The 26,090-nt window shown below is 72.5% G+C and carries 19 protein-coding genes and 3 pseudogenes; 12 read left to right on the forward strand and 10 right to left on the reverse strand.

The window, feature by feature from the left end; all coding sequences use genetic code 11:
- Nucleotides 1-23 precede the first annotated feature (23 nt).
- Nucleotides 24-5,759: a pullulanase-type alpha-1,6-glucosidase gene (gene pulA / locus AB0J72_RS00545; protein ID WP_363392797.1), complete on the reverse strand. Its 5,736-nt coding sequence runs from the start codon at nucleotides 5,757-5,759 to the stop codon at nucleotides 24-26.
- 84 nt (nucleotides 5,760-5,843) lie between these two features.
- Nucleotides 5,844-6,332: a MarR family transcriptional regulator gene (locus AB0J72_RS00550; protein WP_363392799.1), complete on the reverse strand. Its 489-nt coding sequence runs from the start codon at nucleotides 6,330-6,332 to the stop codon at nucleotides 5,844-5,846.
- An 84-nt stretch (nucleotides 6,333-6,416) separates the two neighbouring features.
- On the opposite strand from AB0J72_RS00550, the gene AB0J72_RS00555 reads away from it, so the two are divergent.
- Nucleotides 6,417-6,818 carry a hypothetical protein gene (locus tag AB0J72_RS00555; protein WP_363393976.1) on the forward strand — a complete coding sequence of 134 codons (402 nt, stop codon included), beginning with the start codon at nucleotides 6,417-6,419 and terminating at the stop codon, nucleotides 6,816-6,818.
- 441 nt (nucleotides 6,819-7,259) lie between these two features.
- Here the strand turns inward: AB0J72_RS00555 and AB0J72_RS00560 are convergent.
- Nucleotides 7,260-7,478, reverse strand: a pseudogene (locus AB0J72_RS00560) (pentapeptide repeat-containing protein); the annotation flags it as partial.
- A 526-nt stretch (nucleotides 7,479-8,004) separates the two neighbouring features.
- On the opposite strand from AB0J72_RS00560, the gene AB0J72_RS00565 reads away from it, so the two are divergent.
- From AB0J72_RS00565 to AB0J72_RS00575, 3 genes are all read left to right on the forward strand, one after another.
- Complete coding sequence (locus tag AB0J72_RS00565; protein WP_363392802.1) at nucleotides 8,005-8,550, forward strand: hypothetical protein; 546 nt, start codon at nucleotides 8,005-8,007, stop codon at nucleotides 8,548-8,550.
- Between the two features lie 37 nt (nucleotides 8,551-8,587).
- On the forward strand, nucleotides 8,588-9,064 hold the full coding sequence (locus AB0J72_RS00570; RefSeq protein WP_363392805.1) for a hypothetical protein: 477 nt from the start codon (nucleotides 8,588-8,590) through the stop codon (nucleotides 9,062-9,064).
- A 66-nt stretch (nucleotides 9,065-9,130) separates the two neighbouring features.
- Nucleotides 9,131-10,681 (forward strand): aldehyde dehydrogenase family protein, encoded by a 1,551-nt coding sequence (locus tag AB0J72_RS00575; protein ID WP_363392808.1) that lies wholly within the window; start codon nucleotides 9,131-9,133, stop codon nucleotides 10,679-10,681.
- Between the two features lie 68 nt (nucleotides 10,682-10,749).
- Here AB0J72_RS00575 and AB0J72_RS00580 read toward each other — a convergent pair whose 3' ends face one another.
- Entirely contained in the window at nucleotides 10,750-12,033 is a 1,284-nt protein-coding gene (locus AB0J72_RS00580; RefSeq protein WP_363392811.1) for an MFS transporter, read from the reverse strand.
- Between the two features lie 65 nt (nucleotides 12,034-12,098).
- On the opposite strand from AB0J72_RS00580, the gene AB0J72_RS00585 reads away from it, so the two are divergent.
- Genes AB0J72_RS00585 through AB0J72_RS00595 form a run of 3 tightly spaced genes read left to right on the forward strand, consistent with a single transcriptional unit; the run spans nucleotide 12,099 to nucleotide 16,166 of the window.
- Nucleotides 12,099-13,082, forward strand: a complete 984-nt coding sequence (locus AB0J72_RS00585) for a helix-turn-helix domain-containing protein (RefSeq protein ID WP_363392814.1) — start codon at nucleotides 12,099-12,101, stop codon at nucleotides 13,080-13,082.
- 39 nt (nucleotides 13,083-13,121) lie between these two features.
- Entirely contained in the window at nucleotides 13,122-14,885 is a 1,764-nt protein-coding gene (ggt, locus tag AB0J72_RS00590) for a gamma-glutamyltransferase (RefSeq protein ID WP_363392816.1), read from the forward strand.
- Between the two features lie 60 nt (nucleotides 14,886-14,945).
- Complete coding sequence (locus AB0J72_RS00595) at nucleotides 14,946-16,166, forward strand: DUF6596 domain-containing protein (RefSeq protein ID WP_363392818.1); 1,221 nt, start codon at nucleotides 14,946-14,948, stop codon at nucleotides 16,164-16,166.
- Here the strand turns inward: AB0J72_RS00595 and AB0J72_RS00600 are convergent.
- From AB0J72_RS00600 to AB0J72_RS00610, 3 genes and pseudogenes are all read right to left on the reverse strand, one after another.
- Nucleotides 16,155-16,799: a LysE family translocator gene (locus tag AB0J72_RS00600; RefSeq protein WP_363392820.1), complete on the reverse strand. Its 645-nt coding sequence runs from the start codon at nucleotides 16,797-16,799 to the stop codon at nucleotides 16,155-16,157. The two genes, AB0J72_RS00595 and AB0J72_RS00600, sit on opposite strands and share 12 nt — an antisense overlap.
- Before the next feature lie 51 nt (nucleotides 16,800-16,850).
- Nucleotides 16,851-17,276 (reverse strand): annotated as a pseudogene (locus AB0J72_RS00605) (GNAT family N-acetyltransferase); the annotation flags it as partial.
- Nucleotides 17,277-17,349: 73 nt separating this feature from the next.
- Complete coding sequence (locus AB0J72_RS00610; RefSeq protein WP_363392823.1) at nucleotides 17,350-17,934, reverse strand: GNAT family protein; 585 nt, start codon at nucleotides 17,932-17,934, stop codon at nucleotides 17,350-17,352.
- 303 nt (nucleotides 17,935-18,237) lie between these two features.
- Here AB0J72_RS00610 and AB0J72_RS00615 point away from each other — a divergent pair.
- A pseudogene (locus tag AB0J72_RS00615) lies at nucleotides 18,238-20,028 on the forward strand (family 43 glycosylhydrolase); the annotation flags it as partial.
- A gap of 36 nt (nucleotides 20,029-20,064) precedes the next feature.
- Complete coding sequence (locus AB0J72_RS00620; RefSeq protein WP_363392826.1) at nucleotides 20,065-20,847, forward strand: alpha/beta hydrolase; 783 nt, start codon at nucleotides 20,065-20,067, stop codon at nucleotides 20,845-20,847.
- Nucleotides 20,848-20,890: 43 nt separating this feature from the next.
- Here the strand turns inward: AB0J72_RS00620 and AB0J72_RS00625 are convergent, their stop codons facing one another.
- Entirely contained in the window at nucleotides 20,891-21,076 is a 186-nt protein-coding gene (locus AB0J72_RS00625) for a DUF3073 domain-containing protein (protein ID WP_344501158.1), read from the reverse strand.
- A gap of 174 nt (nucleotides 21,077-21,250) precedes the next feature.
- Nucleotides 21,251-21,976 (reverse strand): SDR family oxidoreductase, encoded by a 726-nt coding sequence (locus AB0J72_RS00630; protein WP_363392830.1) that lies wholly within the window; start codon nucleotides 21,974-21,976, stop codon nucleotides 21,251-21,253.
- Nucleotides 21,977-22,054: 78 nt separating this feature from the next.
- Between AB0J72_RS00630 and AB0J72_RS00635 the strand changes: the two genes are divergently transcribed.
- Nucleotides 22,055-22,798 carry a TetR/AcrR family transcriptional regulator gene (locus AB0J72_RS00635; RefSeq protein ID WP_363392833.1) on the forward strand — a complete coding sequence of 248 codons (744 nt, stop codon included), beginning with the start codon at nucleotides 22,055-22,057 and terminating at the stop codon, nucleotides 22,796-22,798.
- A gap of 382 nt (nucleotides 22,799-23,180) precedes the next feature.
- On the opposite strand, the gene AB0J72_RS00640 is transcribed toward AB0J72_RS00635, so the two are convergent.
- Nucleotides 23,181-23,729, reverse strand: a complete 549-nt coding sequence (locus tag AB0J72_RS00640; protein ID WP_363392836.1) for a TetR/AcrR family transcriptional regulator — start codon at nucleotides 23,727-23,729, stop codon at nucleotides 23,181-23,183.
- Nucleotides 23,730-23,808: 79 nt separating this feature from the next.
- Between AB0J72_RS00640 and AB0J72_RS00645 the strand changes: the two genes are divergently transcribed.
- Complete coding sequence (locus AB0J72_RS00645; RefSeq protein ID WP_363392838.1) at nucleotides 23,809-25,017, forward strand: FAD-dependent monooxygenase; 1,209 nt, start codon at nucleotides 23,809-23,811, stop codon at nucleotides 25,015-25,017.
- Nucleotides 25,014-26,030: an L-threonylcarbamoyladenylate synthase gene (locus tag AB0J72_RS00650; RefSeq protein ID WP_363392841.1), complete on the forward strand. Its 1,017-nt coding sequence runs from the start codon at nucleotides 25,014-25,016 to the stop codon at nucleotides 26,028-26,030. Before AB0J72_RS00645 ends, AB0J72_RS00650 begins: the two co-directional genes overlap by 4 nt.
- The last annotated feature ends 60 nt before the right edge of the window (nucleotides 26,031-26,090 follow it).

A 26,090-nucleotide genomic window follows, 5' to 3' on the forward strand; every position in this document is an offset into this window, starting at 1 on the left:
GGTCTACCGGATCACGGAACCGGTCAGGCGGGCCGGACGAAGACCGAGACGGTCCGGCCGGGGACGGTGAACGTGCCGTGGGCGCTGTCGAACGTGGCCTGACGGGCGAGCGGGTCCGCCGAGGCGGCCTGCACCGGATGGAGCACGAACCGGGCGCCCGTGTAGGCGCCGACCGTCTGCGTCGCGGCGGCCGGGCCGGCGTTGAAGACCACCACGATCGTCTGGAACCGCTGGTCGAGGCCGCGGGCGTCCAGCGTCATCGTGATCACGCCGGGCGTCGCGGACGCGCCGGACAGCGGGAACGCCATCCGCTGCTGGACCTGCGCCGCGGTGCCCAGCGAGAACGCCGGCGAGCTCGCCCGGATCGTCAGCAGCTCCTGGAAGCGGGCGGCGGCGAGGTCGACGGCGGCGCAGTCGGGCACGAGCGCCGGGTTGGCCAGCAGCGGCTGGGCGTAGGTCCACTTGTCCTGGTTGTCGGCGGCGGGTGGCAGGCCGGCGCCGAAGCCGTTGCCGGCCGCGCAGTCCCAGCGGATCTGGTTGAACCAGTCGCCGGAGTTGAACGAGTTGCGGTCCAGGGACTTGGAGCGCAGCCGGTCGGAGCCGGTGGTGACGAACCCGGTCCCCTGGCCGAGGACGGTCGTGGACAGGGCGAGCACCTGCAGCCTCGCCCGCTGCTCGGCGGTCGTGCCGGTCGGCAGCTTGTAGGCGAGGGCGTCGTAGAGGATCTCGTTGTCGTGGGCGTCGACGTACGTGACCCCCTCGGCGGGCAGGCGCGTGTAGCCGGCGGGTGAGCCGTTGTAGTCGACCTGGGCGCCGGTGACCCGGTGGCCGGTGGAGTCGACGAACTCGTAGGCGGCGAGGTTGCCGGTGAGCCCGACCTGGATCAGGTCCTGGTAGTGCAGGAGCCTGGCCCGCTGCTCGGCGGTGGTGCCGTTGGCCGGGTCGCCGTTGGGCGCGGTGTACAGGCCGGACGCGAACCCCTGGATGCGCGGGTCGCCGTCGAACGGGCCGCCGCCGCGGACCGCGTCGCGGAGCCGGTCGTTGAAGGTGCCGATGCCGGTGCCGGCCATGTTGGCCTGGGTCGCCTGGACGAAGCGGGCGTTGTCGGCGACCTCGCCGAAGTTCCAGCCCTCGCCGTAGATGAGGATCTTCTTGCCGTCGACGCCGTCCTTGCCGAGGGTCAGCTGGTCCAGCGCGGCACGCACGGCGAGGATGTTGGCCTTCGGGTGGTGGCCCATGAGGTCGAAGCGGAAGCCGTCGACCTTGTACTGCTTGGCCCACAGCACGACCGAGTCGACGACGAGCTTGCCCATCATCGCGTTCTCCGGCGCCGTGTTGGCGCAGCAGGTGGAGTTGGCGACGGTGCCGTCGTCGAGCAGCCGGTGGTAGTAGCCGGGCACGATCTGGTCGAGGACCGAGTGCGGGTCGGTGCCGGCGGCGGTGGTGTGGTTGTAGACGACGTCGACGACGACCCGCAGGCCGGCGCCGTTGAGCCCGGCGACCATCTGGCGGAACTGGCTGATCCGCGGGGTGCCCTGCGGGTCGGTCGCGTAGGAGCCTTCGGGCGTGGAGTAGTGGAACGGGTCGTAGCCCCAGTTGTAGCCGTCCTGCGCCGCGATCTGGGCGACGCACGCCTGCTGCTGGCTGGAGTCCGGCGGCAGCGCGGTCAGGTCGCACGGCGGCTGCTGCTGGTCGGCCCGCCGCTCGGGGATCGTGGAGATGTCGAAGACCGGCAGCAGGTGCACGTAGGACGTGCCGGCCCTGGCCAGGTCCCGCAGGTGTGTCATGCCGGCCGACTGGGCCTGGGCGAAGGCGAGGTACGTGCCGCGCTGCTGCGCCGGCACGGTGGTGTCGGCGACGGAGAAGTCGCGGACGTGCAGCTCCTGGATCTGCGGCCGGGCCGGCACCGGCGGCTTCTTGACCGCGGACCAGCCGGGCGGCTGCAGGGCGGCGTCGGCCAGGTCGACGATCTGGCTGTGGGTGGAGTCGGCGGCGAGCGACACCGAGTAGGGGTCGGTCACCGACGCCGTCGTCACGCCCCGGACCGCGGGCTGCCAGGCGGTGACCCGGAACCGGTAGTAGCGGCCCTTCCAACTGCGGTCGCCGGTCGCCGTCCAGACGCCGGTGTGCTCGTCGCGCTTCATCGCCGCCAGTACCGGCTGCGCTGACGGGTCGTCGAAGAGCTCCAGCGCGACGTTCTGCGCGGTCGGCGCCCACACGCTGACCGCGACGCGCCCGCCCTCGAAGTGCGGGCCGAGCTTCGCGCCGACGGCGCCGACGTAGAGGTCGTCGAGCGCCCCGGCGACCTGCACGGCGCTGGCCTCGGTGACGGCGCCGGCGGCGTCGCGCTCGACGACGACCACCTGCCCGCGCAGCGCGGTGGCCACGGCGGCGCGGTCGCCGGTGACGTGGAACGCCTGGTACGCCCACAGGTGCGGGAACTTCGCCCGCTGCGGCTCGGACAGGGTGCCGGTCGCGCGCATCGGCAGGGCCTTCGCGACGCCGACGACCTGCCCGTCGACCACCGACAGGCCGCCGTTGGGCGCGGACAGCAGCTCGTATGAGTGCCCGTCGGTCGGCCCGGACCGCCACGCGATGGTGTCGTGGTCGACCCACACCGCCTTCGCCTTGGTCAGGTCCGTGTCGGGTGTGCCCTGCGGCGGGATCGGCAGCAGGTAGCGCTCCTGCCCGGACAGGATCCAGACCTCGTGCCCGACGGTGACGAGGTCGAGCGCCTGGTCGGCGGGCAGGTCCTTGGTGTCGCCGTTGTGCAGGATGTAGTTGAGCGTCGTGGCGTTGTCCGCCAGCGGCACCCGGAACCGCGCGCCGAACGCGTCGCTGCCCTCCGGGAGCAGCGGGGCGCCCCAGTCGGTGGGGGTCGCCGCGCCGGTCCAGACGTGCAGCCCCCAGCCGGTGTAGTCGCCGGCCGGGCGGCGGTAGTGCAGCACGGCGGTGTGCTCGGCGGCGGCGCGGGTCGGGTGGACGGTCGCCTCGCCGGAGCGGACCCAGGCCTCGCCCTGCCGGCTCGGCAGGACGGACTGGTCGGGGCCGGGGTCCTTCACGTCGCCCTTGTGCACGATGAAGTTGACCGGCTTGCCCGGGTCGGTCACCGGCACGTGCCAGAAGGCGCCGAAGCTGTCGGTGCCGTCGGGCGGGCGCGGCGCGGACCAGTCGGTGCCGGTGCCGGGCGCGAGGCCGTCGCCCCACAGGTGCAGGCCCCAGCCGGTGTAGTCGCCGTCGGGCCGCCCGTAGTGCACGGCGACGGTGCCGGTGGCCGCGGCCTGTGAGGTGTAGATGGTCGCGTCTCCTTGCTTGAGCCAGATCTCCGGCGTCTTCGTCGGGTCGAGCGAGCGGTCGGCGGCGACGTCCTTCACCCCGCTCGAGTCGACCACGAGGAAGCCGACGTTCGCCGCCCCGGGCTTCAGCTTGACCCATGCGAAGCGCCCGAACGAGTCCTCCCCGGCGAACGGGGCGCCGGCCGGCCACGTCATCGGCGTCTCGATGTCGCCCCACGCGTAGAGGCTCCACGGCTCATAACCGCCGGTCGGGCGCTGGTAGTGCACGATCGCGTAGTCGGGCGAGGCGGCGCTCGGCGGCGTGCCGACCTTCGCGGTGATCCTCGTCTCTGCGGTACGGCCGGAGCCGTCGCGCACGACCGCCTTGTACTCCAGCGCCGTGCCGGCGGGCAGCCCGTCGAGGTCGTGGGTGACGCTGTACGGCGCGGCGTGGTCGGTGCCGAGCAGCTTCCACGGGCCGTTGCCGACCTTCGCGGCGAACGTGACCGTGGCGAGGGGGTCGCCGGTGACCTCCGCCTTGACCTCGGCGGGGCCGGGGACGGGCTGCCCGGCGGCGGGCGCGACCAGCGTGACGGTGGGCTTCGCGGCCGACTTCGCGATCGCGCCGCGGGCCTTGAACACCACGGTGCTCAGCGGCGGCACGTCCAGCTGCAGCCGGCCGTCCCCGGCGGAGGCGGCGATCGCGCCCGTGGACGGGTAGATCCGGTCGAAGGTGGTGCTCGCCATGGCCGTCGGGACGGTGACGGTCTGCGTGGTGGTGGCATTGTTGGTGGCGACCAGGTACTCGACGCGCTGCTGGGGGTCGATCCGGGAGAACGCGAACACGCCCGCGCCCTGCGCCGCGTACCGGGTCACCTGCACGCCCTGCTTGAGCGCCGGATGCGCCTGCCGCAGCTGGGCCAGGCCGGCGATCGTGCGGTAGACCGGGTGGCTCTCGTCGTAGTGCGCGACCGCGTGGGTGGTGTCGGTGCCGAGCAGGTCGTCGTCGAGGTAGTCGGGGGTGACGCTCGGGAACATGTCCTGCCGGGCGTCCTTGTCGCCGCCGGCGCCGGTGAAGCCCTGCTCGTCGCCGGAGTAGACGACCGGCTGCCCGCGGGTCAGGAACATCAGCTCGTGGGCGAGCTGGTCGCGGCGCAGGTGCGTGGCGGGATCGGTGCCGCCGCCGGCGACGAACATGCCGATCCGGCCCATGTCGTGGTTGCCCAGGAACGTCGGCAGGGTGCCCGCGGTGGTGCCCGCCGAGGTGTACAGGTCGTCCTGCGCGTACACGCCGGCGAGACCGGCCGCGGAGCCGCCGCGGGCCACGTAGTCGGTCGCGGCCTGCTGGAACGGGAAGTCCAGGGTCGCCGGCAGCCGCCCCTTGCGCACGTAGGTCGAGTCGAACCGCGGGTCGGCGTCGTACACCTCGCCGAACATGAAGAAGTCCCGCTTGGCGACCTTGTCGACGCCCTCGACGAACTGCGGCCAGAACTCCATGTTGACGTGCTTGGTGGTGTCGATCCGGTAGCCGTCGATCCCGGTGTCCTTGACCCAGTCGGCGTAGATCTTCGTCATCCCGCGGACGACCTCCGGGCGCTCGGTCCACAGGTCGTCGAGGCCGAAGAAGTCGCCGTACTCGCTGTTCTCGCCGCTGAACGTCGAGTCGCCGCGGTTGTGGTACATGAGCGGGTCGTTGAGCCACGCCGGCTTCTTGACGGTCTTGTCCGCCTCGCTGCCGAAGACCGGGGTGTACGGGAAGGAATGCGCGTTGACCGGCGGGAAGCCGCGCCGCCCGTCGGCGAAGGCGCGGTCGTCGAACCTGTTGCCGGCGGCGTCCTTGTACGGGTAGTCCGTCTTGCTCCGGTAGGAGTACTGGTCCTGCGCGTACCGGATGACGTCGGCGGTGTGGTTGGTGATGACGTCGAGGTAGACCTTGATGCCCCGGCGGTGCGCGAGGTCCACCAGCCGCTGCAGGTCGGCCTTCGTGCCGAAGTGCGGGTCGATCTGGGTGAAGTCGGTGGTCCAGTAGCCGTGATAGCCGGCCGAGACGTCGGCACCGCTGCCCTGCACCGGCCGGTTCTTCAACACGGGGGCGAGCCAGATCGCGGTGGTGCCGAGGTGCTCGATGTAGTCGAGCCGGTCGATGACGCCCTTGAGGTCGCCGCCGTGGTAGAAGCCCTTGTCGGTGGGGTCGTAGCCGGAGCTCAGCCGGCCGCCGGACAGGCCGCCGGTGTTGTTGGACGGGTCGCCGTCGGCGAACCGGTCGGGCAGCACGAAGTAGAACTGTTCGGCGTGCTGCTGGGTGCCGCCGGCGAGGAGGCTGGCGATCGACGGCTCGTTCTCCCACTGGGGCACGCCGCCGGCGTAGCCGCTCGGTGTCCTCGCCTGCTCGGGCAGCGTCGGCACGCTGCCCTGGACCGCGGCCAGCGTGGCCACGGCGAAGGCCGCGGCGGCGATGGTTTGCGTGAGTTTCAGACGCTTCATGGCGGGGCCCCCATCTCGCGGCAGGCCGTGAACGTATCGACACACAATGATCGACACAAGGCGCAGTGCCCCGCTGGGGGTACTTCAGGGGTTACCTGAGGGCGTTACTCGAGGCCTTTGCTTGAGGGATGCCGTGATCGCTTCGCTGATCTTGCGCAGCTGCTCGACCTGCTCTTCGCTGAGCGCGTCGAACAGGTGCTTGCGCACCGTCTCCACGTGACCGGGCGCGGCGGCCTCGATGGCGGCGAAGCCGACGTCGGTCAGGTCGGCGAACTGCCCGCGCTTGTCGTCGTCGCAGTCGCGCCGGCTGACCCAGCCGCGGGCCTCGAGCTTGGTGACGGCGTGGCTGAGCCGGCTGCGCGAGGACCGGGTGAGGTCGGCGAGCTCACTCATCCGCCGGGTGCGTCCCGGCGACTCCGACAGCACGACGAGGATCTCGTAGTAGGCGTGCGGCATGCCCGCGTCATGCTGCAGCTCGCGGTCGAGCCGGTCGATCAGCTGCGTCGCGGCGGAGTAGAAAGCACGCCAGGCGAGTTGTTCCTCGGCGTCGAGCCAGCGGGTCGGTGCGCTCACATCGCTCCCTCCAGGACTGCGTGCCTGCTCGAAAAGTCTTACTGATCATGCTGGAGAGTGCCAGCTTTTCCGGACGGGGGCGCCTTGAACACCTACGATGTCCTGGTCAACGACTATCTCCACGCGGTCGAGCAGGCGCTGCAGAACGTGCCCGCCGGCCGCCGCGCCGAACTGCTCGCCGACCTCAGCGACCACATCGCCGGCAAGCTCGCCGAGACCCGGCACGCCGAGCCGCACCCCGGGTCGGACGGCCACCCCCACGCGCCCGAGGACGAGGTCCGCTCGATCCTGGACCTGCTCGGCGACCCGGCGGACGTCGCGGCCGAACTGGAGGCCGCCGAACTCCCACCCGCCCGCCTCGACATCAACCCCGGCCGCAAGCTGGGCGCCCTCATCTGGGTCCTCATCACCGTGGCCATGGTGTCCCTGCTCTGCATCGGCGTCGTCCTCGCCGGCGTCTTCCTCCTCTACACCGGCCGCCACTGACCCCGCGCCTCCCTCCCCCTGAACACCACAACCCGGGGCATTGACCACCGCATTTCCAGACGGTGCACTCAGCCGGCGCCCTGCCGCATGAGCGCCCTGCCGTATGAGCGCCCTGCCGTATGAGCGCCGTGCCACATGGGTGCCGCGCCACATGGGTGCCGCTCCGCGCTGATGCCGTTCCGTGTCGCACCGTTCCGCATCGCGCCGATCCATGCAGCGCCGATCCAGCCGGAGCCGATCCGGACAGCGCCGAGCCAGCAGGCACCGTTCCAGCCCGGAGCCGAAGTCGCCACCCGACCGGACGCCGCAACCGACCAACCCACCGGACCACCCAGTCGCCCCCCGAACGCCACAAATCCGGGCATTGACCAACGTCTGCCAAGGCAGGGCCGCTCCAGGCCGGAACAATCCGGCTGGGACCAATCCGGGCAGGACCGCTCCGGACAGGGCCGTTCTGGACAGGACCGTTCTGGACAGGACCGTTCTGGACAGGACCGTTCTGGACAGGACCGTTCTGGACAGGACCGTTCTGGACAGGACCGTTCTGGACAGGACCGCTCCGGCCGGAACCGAAGACGTCACTCGACCGGACGCCGGAACCGACCAACCCGCCGAACCGGACGGACGCGACCTCTCCTCGAACGCCACAGACCCGGGCATTGGCCAAGGTCTGTCGGGGAGTGTCGATCTAGCCAGCGCCGATCCAGAATCCAGCCTGTGTCGATCGGGCGGGCCGTTTCAGCCGGAACTGAAGACGCCAACCCGCCGGGTTGCTGGTCGGCGCGTGCGCGAGACGCGGAGCGCCGCCCCGGTGCGGGGATCGGCGGACAGTCGGCCGGTGCGCGCATCGTTGGGCCAGGCGGCCCCGCGGCGTCCGCAAAGCGGTGGACGGTCGCGAGGTCCGGCGAGACCCCGCGACCGCGGCTTGTCACCGACGCCGCCGGGCGGGACGCGCATTGCTGCGCGAGCCGCCCGGCAGACCACCCGTCTGCGCCCTCCCCCTTGCTCCCCCAAGGCGAGGCAGACGTGCCGTTGGCTTCTGCTGGAACTGTCGGTGCGCGGCCACGCACCTGCTGCTCCAGACACCCCCCGTTGAAGCCTCTGGCCGGCGGGTCCAGATAAGCGTATCTAGACGTCTAGGTTCGCGCAATTGTTGATTCGAGGAAGAGTGGTCTAGATTTGCCGGGTGCGTGGCCGGCTTCTCCCAGTCGCCGATGGCTGGTATGAGTGGCGTCAGGAGCCGCCCCTGGCGCAGAGCGTCCGGGTGCGGGTCGGCGTCGCGGACGGTGGTCGGCTGGTGCTGACGGGGCTGCACATCGACGGCTCGCCGAGCGCGGACCTGCTCCGGGCGATCCCCGTCGGGCGGATCGAGGCCGCCGCCAATGCGCAGCTCGCGGTCGTCCACGAGTCGATCGACACGCCGCCGGTGCTCAATCCGCGGCCGCGGCCGGTCGCGCCGCCCGTCGCAGGGGACACGGGTTGGGAGATGGTCGAGCCGGCGCTGGCGGTCGCCCGGACGTCGCCCGGCGCGGCGAACCCGTCACGGGGACGGCCGGACGTCTTCTACCGCGAGGTCGCCGACGTCTACCTCGACTTCGCGCAGGACTCGCCCCGGCCCGCCTGCGACCTGGCCGATCGGCACGGCGTGCCGGTCAGCACCGCGCACCGCTGGGTCAAGGAGGCCCGCCGCCGCGGCTTCCTGCCCCCGGGCCGCCCCGGCAAGTCCGGGTGACCCGGTGACCGTGCGGTCATTCGATAGGGTGACAGGCGTGTCGATCGACGACGCCGTGCGCATCCGGGTGCACCGCCTGCTCACCGAATACCTCGGCGGGCAGGCGGTGCCCGCCGACCTGAGCGCCACCCCGGCCGCGATCCGCAGCGGCACCGCCGTGGTCTACCTGCGCCTGGTCGCCAACGATCCGCCGTTCGTGCGGGTCTTCTCGCCGCTGCTGCGCCGGCTGGAGTGCTCGCCGCGGCTGCTGACGGAGCTCAACGACCTCAACGGCCGGCTCAACTTCGTCCGGCTGTTCTGGCGCGACGACTCGGTCATCGCGTCCTACGAGCTGATGGCCGAGACACTCGACGCGACCGAGCTGAGCAACGCCTGCGACTGGGTGGCCGACGCCGCCGACTACTACGACGTCCGGCTGCACGACCAGTTCGGCGGCGAGCTGGCGTTCGCCCCGCCGCCCACGTCCCAGCACCCGGCCGACACACCCCACGGCACGGCCGACAGCATCGGCTGACCAGGAACCACGGCACGGCCGACCGCACCGGCTGACCAGAAACAGCCAGACCGGCAAGATGGGGGCATGAGCAGCCTCCTCGTCTCCACCGTCGGCGGCAGACCCCTCGACGCGCCCGGCGACGCCCGCTTCCGGTCCGTCGACCCGGCCCACCTCGACCAGGTCGTCGCCGAGGTCGCCCTCGCCGACGCCGACACGTTCGTCGCCGCCTGCCGCTCCGCCCGCCGCGCGCAACGGGAGTGGGCCGACGTGCCCGCCCCGGTCCGCGGCCGGGTGATCGCCAACCTCGGCCGGCTCGTCGAGGCCAACTTCGAGGCCCTCGCCGCGCTCGTGACGCGGGAGGTCGGCAAGACGACCGCCGAAGCCCGCGGCGAGGTACAGGAGATCGTCGACACCTGCGACTTCTTCCTCGGCGAGGGCCGCCGCCTCTACGGGCAGACGGTGCCGAGCGAGATGCCCGACAAGCAGCTGTTCACGTTCCGCGTGCCGGTCGGGGTCGCCGCGATCATCACCGCCGGCAACTTCCCGGTCGCGGTCCCCAGCTGGTACCTGGTGCCGGCCCTGCTGTGCGGCAACGCCGTCGTGTGGAAGCCGGCCGAGTACTCCGCCGCCTGCGCCGACGCGTTCGCCCAGCTCATCCGGCGCGCGGGGGTGCCCGACGGGGTCTTCGACGTGGTGTTCGCCGACGGGGCGACCACCTTCGACGGCCTCGACAAGGCCCTGTCCGAAGGCCTGGTGGACAAGGTCGGGTTCACCGGCTCGTCGGAGGTCGGCGCGCGGATCGGCGAGCTCGCCGGCCGGCACCTGCAGAGCGCCTGCCTGGAGCTCGGCGGCAAGAACCCGATGGTCGTCACCGAGGACGCCGACCTGGATCTCGCGGTGCACGGCGCGCTCTTCGCCGGGTTCGGCACGGCGGGCCAGCGCTGCACGTCGCTCGGCACGCTGATCGTGCAGGAGAGCGTCCTCGAGCCCTTCACCGTGAGGCTGGAGCAGGCGATCGCCGGCGCGCGCGTCGGCGACCCCACCGACCCGTCGGTGCTCTACGGCCCGCTGATGACCGACCGCTTCGCCGCGCGCTTCGAGGAGTTCCTCGGCTGGATCGAGGACCACCACCGGCCGGCGGGCCCGACCGGCAGGATCAGCGCCGCCAACCCGCGCGAAGGCTTCGTCGGCGACCCGGAGCAGGGCCTGTTCTACCATCCGGCGCTGGTCCACGGTGTACGGCCGGAAGACAAGATCTTCCAGCAGGAGACCTTCGGCCCGCTGGTCGGTGTCACCTCCTACGGCACGCTGGACGAGGCGGTCGAGCTGGCCGACGCGCCCGGCTACGGGCTGTCCGCCGCGATCTACACCACCGACCCGGGCAAGGCGTTCACGTTCCGCCGCCGCACCCGCGCCGGGATGGTCAGCGTCAACAACTCCACCTCCGGTGCGGAGGCGCACCTGCCCTTCGGCGGCAACGGCAAGTCCGGCAACGGCAGCCGCCAGTCGGGCGTCTGGGTGCTCGACCAGTTCACCCGCTGGCAGTCGATGAACTGGGACTACTCCGGCCGGCTCCAGCGCGCCCAGATGGACACGCTGGAGATCACCCCGGACCTGGACTTCCGCCTGAGCTGACGGCCCCGCCGAAGCGGGCCGCCACGCCGAAGCACAGCCACCACGCCGAGGAGGCAGGCAGGCCGCCGCTACGCCGCGGCCACCGCGACCGGCGCGGGCGTCACGACCCCGCGCCGGGTGCGCAACAGCAGCAGCGACAGGCCGGCCGCGGCGATCGACAGCCCGCCCGCCACGTACCAGGCCAGGTCGTAGTTGCCGAGCCGGTCGCGCAGCAGGCCGGTGCCCGTCGCCGCGATCGCCGCGCCGAACTGGTGCGACGCGAAGACCCAGCCGAACACCACCGGGCCGGACGCGCCGAAGTACTCGCGGCACAGCGCGACCGTCGGCGGGACCGTCGCCACCCAGTCGAGGCCGTAGAAGAGGATGAAGACGACCATGCTCGGCCGCACCGTGGCGGCGAACAGCACCGGAAGCACCAGCAGCGAGACGCCGCGCAGGGCGTAGTACCAGCCGAGCAGGACGCGGCTGTCCATCCGGTCGGTGAGCCAGCCGGACGCGATCGTGCCGACGATGTCGAACAGGCCGACCAGCGCCAGCAGCGACGCCGCGACCGGCTCGGTCATGCCGTGGTCGTGCGCGGCGGGGATGAAGTGGGTGCCGATCAGCCCGTTGGTGGTGGCGCCGCAGATCGCGAACCCGCCCGCGAGCAGCCAGAACGCGGGCACCCGGGCCGCACCGCGCAACGCGCCCACGGCCCGCCGCGCCGCGCCGCCCGACGCCGCCGGTACCGGCGCCGCATCGGCATCGGTGGCGCCATAGGCCGTCACGCCCAGGTCCGCCGGGTGGTCGCGCAGCCGCCAGAGGACGAGGGGCACCACGACCAGCGCCGCACCGGCCACCGTCAGCGCGGCGGCGCGCCACCCGTGGCTGTCGACCAGGAGCGCGAGCAGCGGCAGGAACACCAGCTGGCCGGCCGCGCCGCCCGCGGTGAGCACGCCGGTGACCAGGCCGCGCCGCTTGACGAACCAGCGGCCGGTGACCGTCGCGACGAACGCGAGCGCCATCGAGCCGGTGCCGAGGCCGACGAGCACGCCCCACAGCGCGATGAGCTCCCAGCTGTGCCGCATGAAGACCGTCAGCCCGCTGCCGGCGGAGACGAGCAGCAGCGCGTACGCCACGACCCGCCGGATCCCGAAGCGCTCCATGAGCGCGGCGGCGAAGGGCGCGGTGAGGCCGAACAGGAGCAGGTTGATCGACACCGCGAGGGAGATGGTCCCCAGCGACCAGCCGAACTCCTCGTGCAGCGGGTGCAGCATGACGCCCGGGGTGGCGCGGAAGCCCGCCGCGCCGACCAGCGCGACGAACGCGACCGCGGCGACCAGCCAGGCGGGGTGGAATCGTTTCACGGTCATCATCCTTCTGGCTCCGGTACGCGCGGACGAGTGGCCCGGAAGCCATAGTGCGCAAGAATTGGGCCATGGGAAGGCATCTGGTGGCCGTCATCGCGCTCGACGGGGTCGTGGCGTTCGACCTCGGCACCCCGTCGCAGATCTTCGGCGCCGCCCGGGACGCCTCGGGCCTGCGGCAGTACAAGATCCAGGTCTGCACTCCGGGTGGGCTGCCGGTGCGCAGCGCGGCCGGCTTCCAGGTGCTGCCCGAGCACGGGCTGGAGATCACCGAGCGGGCCGACACCGTCGTCGTGGCCGGAATCCACCGCGGCGGGCCGGTCGAGGACGCCAGCCTCGACCCGTCCGTCGCGGCGGCGCTGCTCGCCGCGCACGCCCGCGGGGCCCGGGTCATGTCGATCTGCACCGGGGCGTTCGTGCTCGCCGCCGCCGGCCTGCTCGACGACCGCCCGGCGACCACGCACTGGGGGTGGGCAGACCAGTTCCGGGCGCTGTACCCGCAGGTCAAGCTCGACCCGGACGTGCTGTTCATCGACGACGGCGACGTGCTCACCTCCGCCGGGGTCGGCGCCGGGGTCGACCTGTGCCTGCACGTGGTGCGCACCGACTTCGGCAGCGAGGTCGCCAACCGGGCGGCGCGGCGCAGCGTCGTGCCGCCGTGGCGGGAGGGCGGGCAGGCGCAGTACATCGAGCGACCCCTGCCGCGGGTCACCGACACCACGACCGCACCCACCCGCGAGTGGGCGTTGCGGCGACTCGCCGAGCCGCTGACGCTGCAGGACATGGCCGGGTACGCCACGATGAGTGTGCGCACGTTCACCCGTCGTTTCCGCGAGGAGACCGGGGTGAGCCCGGCCCGGTGGTTGCTGCAGCAGCGGGTCGACCACGCCCGCGGGCTGCTGGAGAGCACCGACCTGGCGGTGGAGCAGATCGCCCGCCGGTCAGGGCTCGGCACGGCCACGTCGCTGCGCCAGCACCTGCAGACCACGATCGGCGTCGCTCCGAGCGCGTACCGCCGCACGTTCCGGGTTGTGCCCGACACCCCGGGACGGTAGGCAGGAGGAACGATCGCCGTCGATCCTCCGGGAGGCACCATGCGTAGACTGCTGCTGATCCCCCTTCTCATCGTGCCTCTGCTGGGCGGCCCCGCCGCGCCCGCCGTCGCGTCGTCCACCGGCCCCACCGCGACCGGGTACGGCGGCGCGGTGACCTCGGTCGACCCGACGGCCACCGCGGTCGGGCTGGACGTGCTGCGCCGCGGCGGCAACGCGGTCGACGCCGCCGTCGCGGTCGCGGCGACCCTCGGCGTGACCGAGCCGTTCTCCGCGGGCATCGGCGGCGGCGGGTTCTTCGTGTACTACGACGCCCGCAGCGGCAAGGTGTCCACCCTCGACGGCCGGGAGACCGCGCCGCAGTCGATGACGTCCACGGCGTTCGTCGACCCGGCGACCGGCCAGCCGTACGCCTTCCAGGAGGCGCGGGTCAGCGGCATCTCCGCCGGCGTCCCCGGCACCCTGGCCACGTGGGACACCGCGCTGCGCCGGTGGGGCAAGCGGTCCCTCGCCACCAACCTGCGCCCCGCCAGCGAGGTCGCGCGCCGCGGCTTCACCGTCGACCAGACGTTCGCGACCCAGGTCAGCGACAACAAGGCGGCGTTCGCGCAGTTCACGCCGACGGCGGCGCTGTTCCTGCCGGGCGGGCAGCCGCCTGCGGTCGGCAGCACGCTGCGCAACCCCGACCTCGCCGCGACCTACGACCTGGTCGCGCGCCGCGGCATCGACGCGTTCTACGGCGGCGAGGTGGGCCGCGACATCGTGGCGGCCGTCCAGCACCCGCCGGTCGCGGCGAGCCCGTCGGTGCCGTGGCAGTACCAGATCCGCCCCGGCGGCATGACCCTCGCCGACCTGCGCGCCTACGAGGTCCGCCGCCCCGCGCCGACGCACATGGTGTACCGCGGCTACGACGTCTACGGCATGGCCACCCCGTCCTCGGGCAGCTCCACCGTCGGCGAGGCCCTGAACATCCTGGAGCGCTCCGACCTGGGCCGGCTCGACGGCACGCAGGCCCTGCACCGCTACCTGGAGGCCAGCGCGCTCGCCTTCGCCGACCGCAACCGCTACGTCGGTGACTACACCCCGCGCCCGCTGCTCGAGTCGCTGCTGACCAACGAGTTCGCGGCCTCCCGCGCCTGCCGGATCGACCCGCTGCACGCCGCCACGAAGCCGGTGCCGCCCGGTGTACTGGGAGCCTCCTGCGCGACCACGGCAGGCGGAGCGACGGCGGACTTCGGCAAGTCGACGACCAACCTGACCGTCGCCGACAAGTGGGGCAACGTCGTGGAGTACACGCTCACGATCGAGCAGATCGGCGGCAACGGCATCGTCGTCCCCGGCCGCGGCTTCCTGCTCAACAACGAGCTGACCGACTTCAACTTCACCAACACCCAGGCACCGGCCGACGACCCGAACCTCCCCGCCCCCGGCAAGCGCCCGCGCAGCTCGATGGCCCCGACGATCGTCCTGCAGCACGGCCGCCCGTTCCTGGCCCTCGGCTCCCCCGGCGGCTCGACCATCATCACCACCGTCCTGCAGATCCTGATCAACCGGATCGACCTGGGCATGACGCTCCCGCAGGCCCTGGCCGCCCCGCGCGCCACCCAGCGCAACACCGCGGCCGTGGTCGCCGAGCCCGCCTTCATCGCCGGCCCCGGCGTGGCGCTCGGCACCCTCGGCCACACGTTCACCCCCATGGCCGAGATCGGCGCCGCGACGGCGATCGAGTTCCTCCCCCGCGGCAAGCTCCTCGCCTGCGCGGAACCCGTCCGCCGGGGCACCGGCTCCGCCGGCACCGTCCACTGAGCCCGCGACGGCGGCGCCGCCCTCATGCGGGGCGGCGCCGCCGTGGGATCGTTGTTCTCCGTGGGTGTCGGGGTCGAGGAGGAGCTGCGGCGGCTGGCGCCGCAGGTGCTCGGGGTGCTGGTCCGGCGGCACGGGCAGTTCGACGCCTGTGAGGACGCCGTGCAGGAGGCGTTGCTGGCGGCGGCGCTGCAGTGGCCCCGTGAGGGGGTGCCCGAGCAGCCGCGCGGGTGGCTGATCACGGTCGCCTCGCGGCGGCTGACCGATCAGTTCCGCAGCGAGGACGCGCGGCGCAGGCGTGAGTTGTCCATCGCCGTTTCACATGAAACATCGGACGCGCCTGACATTCCCGACAAAGACGACACATTGCTGCTGCTGTTTCTGTGCTGCCACCCGTCGCTGACGAGCGCGTCGCAGCTGGCGCTGACGCTGCGGGCCGTGGGCGGGCTGACCACCGCGCAGATCGCGCACGCGCTGTTCGTGCCCGAGGCGACGCTCGCGCAGCGCATCAGCCGGGCCAAGCAGAAGATCCGGGCCGCGGGCGCGCGGTTCAGCATGCCGCCGCCCGCCGAGCGCGCGGGCCGCCTCCAGGTCGTGCTGCAGGTGCTCTACCTGATCTTCAACGAGGGGTACACCGCCAGCTCCGGCGACGACCTGCACCGGCCCGAGCTGACCACCGAGGCGATCCGCCTGACGCGGGAGGTGCACCGGCTCCTGCCCGACGACGGCGAGGTGGCCGGGCTGCTCGCGCTGATGCTGCTCACCGACGCCCGCCGGCCGGCGCGCGCCCTGCCGGACGGCACGCTGGTGCCGCTCGCCGAGCAGGACCGCGCGCTGTGGCACCGGCCGGCGGTCGCCGAGGGCGTCGAGCTGATCACGCGGACGCTGCCGAAGGGGCCGCCCGGCCCGTACCAGCTGCAGGCCGCGATCGCCGCGATCCACGACGAGGCCAAGTCGGCCGCGGACACCGACTGGCCGCAGATCCTCGCCCTGTACCAGCTGCTGGAGCGGGTCGCGCCGAACCCGATGGTGACGCTCAACCGGGCCGTGGCGGTGGCGATGGTGCAGGGGCCGGGTGCGGGCCTGCGCCTCCTGGAGTCGCTCGACGCCGACGAGCGGCTGGCCAGGCACCACCGGCTCGCCGCGGTCCGCGCGCACCTGCAGGAGATGTCCGGCGACGCGGTGGCGGCGCGCTCGTCGTACGAGCTGGCGGCCCGCCGCACGACGAGCCTGCCCGAGCGGCGCTACCTGCTGTCGAAGGCCGCCACGCTGTCAAACGGGTAGCGGCCGGGCCTTGTCGGTGGCGAGCTTGACCGCGATCATGCCGAGCAGCGTGCCCGTCACGTACCGCTGCAGCCGCAGCCACACGGGACGCTTGGCCAGGAAGACCGCGATGCCGCCGGCGGCCAGGACGATGCCCGCGTTGACCACCATGCTCACCGCGATCTGCACCCCGCCGAGCGCGAACCCCTGCGCCATCAGGTGCCCGGCGCGCGGGTCGACGAACTGCGGGATCAGCGACGCGTACATGATCGCGGCCTTGGGGTTGAGCAGGTTGGTCATCAGCCCCATCGTGAGCAGCTTGCGCGTCGAGTCCGGCGGCAGCTCGACCTGCGTGAACACCGACGTGCCGCCGGGCCGGACCGCCTGCCACGCCAGGTAGGCGAGGTAGGCCGCGCCGGCCAGCTTCACCGTCGTGTACAGCGCGGGGACGGTCGAGAACACCACCGACAGCCCGGCCGAGGCGAGCGTCAGGTAGACGAGGAACCCGGCGGCGACCCCGGCGAGCGAGATCATGCCCGCCCGCCGGCCCTGGGAGATGCTGCGGGAGACGAGGTACATCATGTTGGGCCCCGGCGTGAGCACCATCCCCAGCGCCACCAGCGCGACCCCGGCCGCCGCCCCCATCGTGATCATGTTCCTCACGGTGTCAGGCCCGGGCGGTGCGGGTCGAGAGCCAATCGGCGGTCAGAGGCTCTTCACCCAGCGCCGCCACTCCTCCTGCGGCGCGTAGCCGGCCGCCGCCCACACCTGGTGCGCGAGCGTGTTGTCCGCCAGGACCATCGCGTCCGCCCGCCGGGCGCCGAACCCGCGGAAGCGCTCCTCCGCCGCGGCCAGCAGCCGTGCCCCGATCCCCTGCCGGCGCCGTTCGGGGTGCACCGCGAAGCGGTACAGGTGACACCGCCACCCGTCGAAGCCCGCGATGAGCGACCCGACGATCTCGCCGTCCGCCACCGCCAGCAGCAGCGCCGACGGGTCCCGCGAGAGCAGCGCCTCGACGGCCGCGGTGTCGTCACCGCCGCGGTTCGTGCCCTCCGCCGCGATCTTCCAGAAGGCCAGCACCGCCGGAACGTCCTCGGCGGCGGCGCCGCGCAGTTCGATGTCCACGCCGCCGACCGTACTGGCTGACGGTCGCCGACCGGCGGTCGTTTCCCACGCTGAGCCGGTGGCCCGCCGGCGGTCGTTCTCAGGCGGAGCCGGCGGCCGGTTGCCGGTCGTTGAGGATGCGCTGGAACAGCAGCGAGTCCCGCCAGGCGCCGTCGAGGAACAGGTAGTCGCGGGCCGCGCCGATCCGCTCGAAGCCGTTTCTGGCCAGGACCCGCTGCGACGCCAGGTTGTCCACGTTGGTGCTGGCCTCGATGCGGTGCAGGCCGAGGTGCTCGTCGGCGAGCCGGCAGGCCGCGGCGACCGCCGCCGAGGTGAGTCCCTTGCCCTGTTCGGCCGCGTCGATCCAGTAGCCGAGGCTGGTGCTGCGGAACGGGCCGCGCACGATGCCGCTGAGCGTCACGCAGCCGAGGATCCGGCCGTCGCGGACGATCGCGCAGCCGAGGGCGTCGCCGGCCAGGTTGCGCCCGACCTGCGTCTCGAGCCGGTCGCGCTGCCCTTCGAGCGTCCAGAAGGTGTCGGGCTGCATCGGCGTCGCGCGCCGGAGATGCTCGCGGTTTCGCTTCTGTACGTCCAGCAGGGCCGCCGCGTCCGTCAGCTCGAGCGGGCGCAGCGTCGCGCCGCCGGGCAGCGGGACGGGCGCCGGCAGCGGCACAGCATCGACCATGGCGCCACCCTACAGCGCCTCATTCTGAGAATTTTTGTCAGAACACGTTGAGGGTTGTTGATTCAGGCGCTGGGACAGCCTTGACTCGATTGGTGGTTCTGTTCAATATTTACCGAACATGTGGGAACCGCCACGCCGTCCGCGCCCGCCAGCGCGTCACCGTCGGAGCCGCCACCGATGTTCACCGCAGCCAAACGCCTTGCCGCCCTGACCGCCGCCGCCCTGCTCGGCAGCGCGCTCGCGCCCGTCGCGGCCGCCGCCGCGATCCCCGACTACACGACCGCCGAGGCGGGCAACCCGATCGTCGACGGGTGGTACGCCGACCCTGACGTCGCGGTGTACGACAACACGTTCTGGGTGTACCCGACGACGTCGAAGTCGTACGGGGAGCAGACCTACCTCGACGCGTTCTCCTCCACCGACCTGGTCAACTGGACCAGGCACCCCAACGTGCTCACCAAGGCCAACGTGTCGTGGGCCACGCAGGCGATGTGGGCGCCCGCCCCGATCCAGCGCAACGGCAGGTACTACCTGTACTTCGGCGCCAACGACATCCAGAACAACTCGCAACTCGGCGGGATCGGCGTCGCCGTGGCCGACAACCCGGCCGGGCCCTACCGGGACGCGATCGGCCGGCCGCTGATCGGGCAGTTCTACAACGGCGCGCAGCCGATCGACCAGGACGTGTTCATCGACGACGACGGCCAGGCGTACATCTACTACGGCGGCTGGGGCCACGCGAACGTCGCCAGGCTCAACGCCGACATGACCAGCCTCGGCACGTTCAGCGACGGCAGCACGTTCAAGGAGATCACGCCGTCGGGGTACACCGAGGGCCCGCAGATGTTCAAGCGCAACGGCAAGTACTACCTGATGTGGTCCGAGGGCGGCTGGACCGGCCCGGACTACTCGGTGTCCTACGCGATCGCGAACTCGCCGACCGGCCCGTTCACCAAGCTGGACAGGGTCCTCACCCAGGACGCCGCCGTCGCCCGCGGGTCCGGGCACAACTCGGTGATCAACGTGCCGGGCACCGACACCTGGTACATCCTCTACCACCGCCGGCCATTGAGCGAGACCGACGGCAACCACCGGCAGCTCGCCTACGACCGGATGACGTTCAACGCCGACGGCACCATCCAGCGGGTCACCATGCGGGTGAAGGACAACTTCGCCGACGGCAACGCGCTGGGCTGGAAGACGTACGGCGGCGCGTTCTCGGTCTCCGGCGGCAGGTATCAGGCCGGCAGCTCGCTCGGCGGCAAGGCGCAGCTGGACACCAACTTCGGCGACTTCTCCTACGACGCCGACGTGACCGTCACGTCCGGCGGCGGCGACGCGGGCCTGACGTTCCGGGTCAGCAACGCGGCCACCGGCACCGACAGCTACAACGGCTACTACGCCGGCATCAGCCCCGCCGGGCGGGTGGTGCTCGGCCGCGCCGCCAACAACTGGACCCAGCTGGGCACCGCGAACCTGACCGTCACCGCCGGCACCAGCTACCACCTGCGGGTCACCGCGATCGGGTCGTCGATCAAGGTGTACGTGGACGACATGACCAACCCGCGGATCAGCGTCACGGACGGCACGTTCGCGTCCGGCAGCGACGGGGTGCGGGTGTTCAACGCGGCCGCGGCGTTCGACAACGTGGTGGTCGGGGCGCCGGTCGGCGCCGGGGTCAACGTCGCGCAGGGCCGGCCCGCGACCGGCAGCACGCCGTGCACGGCGTCGGAGGGGCCGGAGAAGGCCGTCAACGGCAGCGTCAGCGGCGGCAACTCCGACAAGTTCTGCTCGTCGGGCGCCGGCGCGTGGCTGCAGGTCGACCTGGGCTCGACGCGCTCGCTGAGCCGCTTCGAGCTGGCGCACGCGCAGGCCGGCGGCGAGGCCGCGAGCATGAACACGAAGGCGTTCACGATCTCGGTGTCCAACGACGGCACCACCTGGACGCAGGTCGTGAACGTCACCGCCAACACCGCGGCGAACACCAGCCACCCCGTCAGCGGCGTCTCCGGCCGGTACGTGCGGCTCAACGTCGTGACACCCACCCAGACGACCGAGGTCGCCACCCGGATCTACGAGCTGCGGGTCTTCTAAGCTTCCCGGGCGTCCATCGACGTCTAAGCTTCCCGGGTGTTCATCGACGTCGAAGACGGTTATCTCCACGCGCAGATCCGCGGCGAAGGCCCGGACGTGGTCCTGCTCAACGCCGGCGCCGCGGATCTGCGGATGTGGGACTCGACGGTCCCGTGGCTGGCCGGGTTCGCCCGGGTCATCACCTTCGACCACCGCGACATGGGCCTGTCGTCGCACGCCACGAGGCCCTACAGCGAGCTGGACGACATCGCCGCCGTGCTCGACGCGTTCGCCGTGGATGCCGCGGTACTGGTCGGCGTGTCCGACGGGGCTCGCCGCGCGCTCGCCTTCGCCCACCGGTACCCGCAACGGGTGCGGCACGTGGTGGCGGCCGGCGGCGCGTTCGGCGACTTCCCCGACCCGAGCCCCGCGGAGTCCGCGGCGTACGCGGTCATGCGGGAGCACTTCGCCGGCATCATCGGTGAGGCCGACATCCATGCCTACGCCGCCCGCGACATCGGCGCGTGGGGCGCCGCCCTCGACGAGCCCGACCGGCGCCTGATGGTCGGGCTGCAGGTCGCGAACGCCTACTGGATCCGGCTGCCGGAGTCGCTCGGCACCGAGCTCGACCCGCCGGTGAAGCACCGCCTCCACGAGATCACCACGCCGGTCAGCGTCGTCGTGGGTGGCCACGACTTCGCCGCCACCCAGCTGTGGGCCGAGCGGATCGCGTCGCGGACGCCCGGGGCGACCCTCACGGTCATCCCCCGGGCGGACCACTTCCCGATGCTGTCGGCCCCCGACCCCTTCCGGCGGATCGTGGCCGCCGCGGTGGGCTAGCTCTGCGCTGCGCTTTTGCGTCGCGCCGCGCTTTGCGTGGCCGCTAGCGCGACGTGCGGTCGTCGCGGTCCGGGGTGTAGTAGTAGTCGCCCTGGTCGGCGTCGTCGTGCTCCGGGGTGGGTGCACCGGCGAGCTCGTGCTGGAGGGCGGTGAGGTCGGTCGGCGGGGTGAAGTACTTCAGCTCCCGGGCGATCCGCGTCTGCTTGGCCTTGGCCCGTCCACGTCCCATGTCGGCTCCCCGTTTCCCGCGCTCCGGGAGGCGGTGGCAGTGCCGCGCCCGGGCGTCGTGACAACTTGAATTCGTCCTCGTGCCCGACACGGTACATCCCCGTCGCAGGTGTCGTCTGCCGGCGATGAGACAAGAGTCCGACGACACTGCGTGTTTACGGGTGCCGCCGCGCGGTCAGGCGGCCCCGCCGTTGACGTAGATCGTCTGGCCGTTGACCCACCGGGCGGGTCCTGCCAGGGAAGACACGACCTCGGCGATGTCCTCGGGGGTGCCGAGTCGCTCCATCGGGTTCATTTTCGCCATGCGCTCGACCGTGGCGTCGTCCTTGCCGTCGAGGAACAGGTCGGTGGCGGTCGGCCCGGGCGCGACGGCGTTGACGGTGATGTCGCGGCCGCGCAGCTCCTTGGCGAGGATGGGGCTGATCGCCTCGACGGCGGCCTTGCTCGCGGCGTACGCGGCGTAGGTCGGCAGCGACAGCCGCGTGATCGACGTCGAGAAGTTGATGATCGCGCCGCCGCGGCGCACCCGGCGGGCGGCCTCCCGGCCGACGACGAACGTGCCGCGGATGTTGGTGCGGTGCACGCGGTCCAGGTCGTCGAGGTCGAGCTCGGCCAGCGGCGTCAGGACCATGATCCCGGCCGCGTTGACGACCACGTCCACGCCGCCGAGCTGCCGCTCCGCCGTGTCGAACAGGGCGGCGACGGCGCTCTCGTCCGCGACGTCCGCCTGTACCGCCAGCGCCCGCCCACCCTTGTCGGTGATCTCGGCGACGACGCTGTCCGCGGCGGCGGGCGCGTGCCCGTAGGCGACGACGACGGCCTGCCCGTCCTGCGCCAGCCGCAGCGCGACAGCCCGCCCGATCCCGCGCGACCCTCCGGTGACGACGGCAACCCTGTCCATGACGACCTCCTTGTTATCACTGCTAACAACTTCACGTTATCATTCACTCGATAACACGCAAGTGTTAGCGTTGTTACCGTGACCATTACCCGCGAAAAGATCGTCGAAGCCGCCGCGGCCCTGCTGAACGAGGGTGGCCGCGAGGCGATCTCGACGCGCGCGGTCAGCGCCGCGGCCGGCGTGCAGGCCCCGACCATCTACCGGCTTTTCGGCGACAAGCAGGGCCTGCTGGACGCCGTCGCGAGCCACGGTTTTGTGTCGTACCTGGGTGGCAAGATGGGGCTGCCGGAGACGGGGGATCCTGTGGAGGATCTGAGGAGGGGGTGGGATCTGCACGTCGCGTTCGGACTGGAGCACCCCGCCGTCTACACGCTGATCTACGGCGAGCCCCGGCCCGGCGTCGAGTCGCCCGCGGCGCGTGCGGCGGCCGAGGTGCTGGCGGGGCAGGTGAAGCGGATCGCGGCGGCCGGCCGGCTGCGGGTGAGCGAGAAGCGGGCCGCGCACCTGATCCACGCGGCGGGATGCGGCATGACGCTGACGCTGATCGCGCTGCCGCCGGAGGCGCGCGACCCGGCGCTGTCGGCCCTCGCCCGCGAGTCGATCATCGCGGCCGTCACGGCCGAACGAGCGGGCGACGGCAGCGACGGCGGCGGCGGCGGCGATGCCAGCCTGGCGGGTGCCGCGGGGGCGCTACGGGCAGCGCTGCCAGGGGTCACGGCCCTGACCGGCGCCGAGCGTGCCCTGCTCGACGAGTGGCTGACCCGCCTCGCCGACTCGGGCCACAGCGCGGACGCCCGCCCCGGCGACCACGCGCCCGCCTGACCCGAGGCACAGCACGGACGCTCAACCCGCAGGCTACCGCCGTGCACCCAACCAGAGGCGCAGCGCGGACGCCCGACGTTGCGAGCCACGAGGGCGCCTGACCCGAGGCCATGCGGACGTCCTAGAGCGGCACGACAGCTGACTCACGGCTGGACAGATGTCTGACCTGAGGCCGCACGGCAGCCGACCCGAGGCTCAGCGCCCGCCCGACTTGCGGGCCGCGCGAGCGCCTGACCCGAGGCCACACGGGCACCCAGCCCCGGGACCGCGGAGGCCATGCGGACGGGCGCCCCAGAGTCGCATGGCAGCCGATCTGAGACGGCCAGGCCACCATGTCGACGCTCGTCCCGGCGCGGCAGGTGACCGGAGGCAGCACGGGTGGCTAGCCGAGGGTGGCGCAGACGGCGTCTAGGACGGCGGTCTTGAGGTCGGGCTCGGGGACGTCGGTGAGCATCGCCGTGCAGTCGCTGAGGCCGCCGACCGCGACGATCGCCCGGGTCCGCTGGGCGAGGGTCGGGGCCGGGCCGAAGAGCAGGGTGGTGAGGCGGCGGCCCCAGTCGGTCACCTCGGCCGCCAGGTTGAGGTCGGCTAGCACGCTCGGGTCCTGCATGACCAGCTTGGTGATGTTGCGGTGGCGGTACGTGACGTCGAAGTAGGCGCCGAGCACGGCGCGGCGGTCGGTGGTGTCGCCCGGCCAGCGGCCGGACTCGATGTCGTCGAGCAGCGCGGACACCTCGTCGACCAGAGGCTGGAACAGGCTGCGGACGAGCTCCTCGCGCGACCCGAAGTGGTAGTAGAGCGCGGGCTTGCTGATGCCGACGCGCTCCGCGATCTCGCGCAGGCTCGCCTGGGCGACGCCCTTCTCCGCGATCAGCTCGATCGCGACGGCGCGGATGCGGTCGGCGGTCGCTGTGGTCTTCACCCTTGGCACGCGTCACATCCTACTTTACTTACCGGAAGGTAAGTGATTACCTTTACCTATCGGTAAGTAAACGATCGTAGGGGGAGCCATGCACGTGCTCATCTCCGGCGCGAGCGTCGCCGGGCCCGTCCTCGCGTACTGGCTGCACCGCAACGGGCACCGGGTCACCGTCGTCGAGCGGACCCCGCGGCCGCGGCTCGGCGACGGCGGCCACGCGGTCGACCTGCTCGGCCCGGCCGTCGAGGTCGTCGCCCGGATGGGGCTGCTGCCGCAGGTCGAGGCCGCCCGCACCACCGCGGACACGATGACCCTGATCCGGCCCGGCCGGCCCGACGTCTCGATCGACGGATCGCAGCTCCTGGCCGGCGTCTCCGACCGGCACGTCGAGATCATGCGGGGCGACCTCGCCCGGATCCTGTTCGAGGCGACGCGGGAGCACGTCTCGTACACCTTCGGCACCAGCATCACGGAGCTGGTGGAGCGCGACGGGGGCGTCCACGCGGCCTTCTCCGACGGCACGTCCGGCGGCTTCGACCTGGTCGTCGGCGCCGACGGGATGCACTCCGGGGTGCGGCGGCTGGTGTTCGGCCCGGAGGAGGGGCACAGCCACTTCCTCGGCGGCTGCCTGGCCGTGTTCAGCGTCCCGGACCTCGTCGGGCTCGACGGGCGGGTCCTCGGGTACAACAGCGTCGACAAGGCGGTCGCGCTCTACCCGACGAAGATCCCCGGCCGCGCCAGGGTGGTGGTCCTGTTCCGCGCCGCGGAGCCCGCGCCCCGCGACCCGGCCGCGCAGCGGCGGCTGCTGCGCGACGTCTGCGCCGGCCTCGGCTGGGAGGTGCCGCGCCTGCTGGAGCACCTGGACGCCGCCGACGACTTCTACCTCGACTCGATCAGCCAGATCCGGCTGCCGTCCTGGTCCCGGGGGCGGATCACGCTGGCGGGCGACGCGGGCTACGGGCCCGGCCCCGCGGTCGGCGGCGGCAGCAGCCTCGCGATCGTCGGCGCGTATGTCCTCGCCTCCGAGCTGGCGGCGGCCGGCGACGACCATGTGCCGGGGTTCGCGGCGTACGAGCAAGCCATGGCCGGCGCGGTCGCGGCCAGCCGCACGATCGGCCCCTCGGTCCTCGGCACCCTGATCCCGCGCAGCGAGCTGCAGGTCTGGACGATGGCCCAGGCGCTGCGCGTGCTGCCGCGGCTGCCCGGCTTCGTGCAGCGCAGGCTCACCTCGTTCGGGGGCGGACCGGCGGCGATGCTCAACGGGGTGCGGCTGCGCGACCCTCTAGTGTTGCGGGCATGAACCAGGTGGTCGCCGCCGACGCGGCCGGGCTGCGCCGCGCCGCCGAGCTGCTGCGGCAGGAGTCCGTCTGCGCGTTCCCGACCGAGACGGTCTACGGGCTCGGCGCGCACGCGTTCTCCGCCCGGGCCGTCGCCGAGGTGTACCGGCTGAAGCACCGCCCCTCGTGGAACCCGCTCATCGTGCACGTCGCGACGACCGCGGAGGCCGAGGCCCTCGCGCACGAGTGGCCTCCGGCGGCGCGCCTGCTCGCCGAGCGGTTCTGGCCCGGGCCGCTCAGCCTCGTCGTGGAGCGCGCGCACCACCTGCCGGCGAACGGCGGGCCGCCCACCATCGCGATCCGGGTCCCGGCCCACCCGGTCGCGCTGGCCCTGCTGCGCGAGTGCGGGCTGCCCCTGGCGGCGCCGAGCGCGAACCGGTCCGAGAGCATCTCGCCGACGACCGCGGAGCACGTGATCCGCAGCCTGCCGGACGTGCCGCTGGTCCTGGACGGCGGCGCGTGCCGGCTCGGCATCGAGTCCACGGTCGTCGACGTGACCGTGTCTCCGCCGCGGCTGCTGCGCCCGGGCGCGCTGAGCCTGCGGGCGATCCGCGACGTCGTCGGCGCGCTGCAGCTGTCACGCCCTTCCGGCAGCTCCGGGCAGCTGTCACACCCTTCCGGCAGCTCCGGGCAGCTGCCCGGCTCCGCCGAGGCCGCTCCGGAGGTACGGTCACCGGGCCTCGCGCACCGGCACTACGCGCCGCGGGCCCGGCTCCGGCTCGTCGACGACCCCGCGGCGCTGGCGGAAGGGTCCGACCCGGGGACCGTCGGCATCCTCACGCACCTGCCGGCGGCCGTCGAGGGGGCGCACGTCGAGCTGCTGTCCGCGGACCCGCTCGAGTACGGCGCCGACCTGTACGCCGCCCTGCACCGCCTCGACGACGCCGGCGTGGCGACGATCCTGGCCCAGCACCCGCCCCACGGCGACGACTGGCTGGCGATCCGCGACCGGCTGACCCGGGCGTCCGCCCAGTAGGTCCGAGCGGGACGGCGACCCCCCGTCTGAGTCGCCGACCCGTCCCGACCGCCGAAATGC

The sequence above is a fragment of the Dactylosporangium sp. NPDC049742 genome (genome assembly GCF_040674675.1).
GTDB lineage: Bacteria > Actinomycetota > Actinomycetes > Mycobacteriales > Micromonosporaceae > Dactylosporangium > Dactylosporangium maewongense.

Coding starts and splice junctions, on each gene's coding strand:
- AB0J72_RS00625 (WP_344501158.1), bottom strand. CDS start 21,076: ATGGGACGTGGACGGGCCAAGGCCAAGCAGACGCGGATCGCCCGGGAG.
- AB0J72_RS00610 (WP_363392823.1), bottom strand. CDS start 17,934: ATGGTCGATGCTGTGCCGCTGCCGGCGCCCGTCCCGCTGCCCGGCGGC.
- AB0J72_RS00585 (WP_363392814.1), top strand. CDS start 12,099: ATGGGAAGGCATCTGGTGGCCGTCATCGCGCTCGACGGGGTCGTGGCG.
- AB0J72_RS00575 (WP_363392808.1), top strand. CDS start 9,131: ATGAGCAGCCTCCTCGTCTCCACCGTCGGCGGCAGACCCCTCGACGCG.
- AB0J72_RS00650 (WP_363392841.1), top strand. CDS start 25,014: ATGAACCAGGTGGTCGCCGCCGACGCGGCCGGGCTGCGCCGCGCCGCC.
- AB0J72_RS00600 (WP_363392820.1), bottom strand. CDS start 16,799: ATGATCACGATGGGGGCGGCGGCCGGGGTCGCGCTGGTGGCGCTGGGG.
- ggt (WP_363392816.1), top strand. CDS start 13,122: ATGCGTAGACTGCTGCTGATCCCCCTTCTCATCGTGCCTCTGCTGGGC.
- AB0J72_RS00580 (WP_363392811.1), bottom strand. CDS start 12,033: ATGACCGTGAAACGATTCCACCCCGCCTGGCTGGTCGCCGCGGTCGCG.
- pulA (WP_363392797.1), bottom strand. CDS start 5,759: ATGAAGCGTCTGAAACTCACGCAAACCATCGCCGCCGCGGCCTTCGCC.
- AB0J72_RS00630 (WP_363392830.1), bottom strand. CDS start 21,976: ATGGACAGGGTTGCCGTCGTCACCGGAGGGTCGCGCGGGATCGGGCGG.
- AB0J72_RS00645 (WP_363392838.1), top strand. CDS start 23,809: ATGCACGTGCTCATCTCCGGCGCGAGCGTCGCCGGGCCCGTCCTCGCG.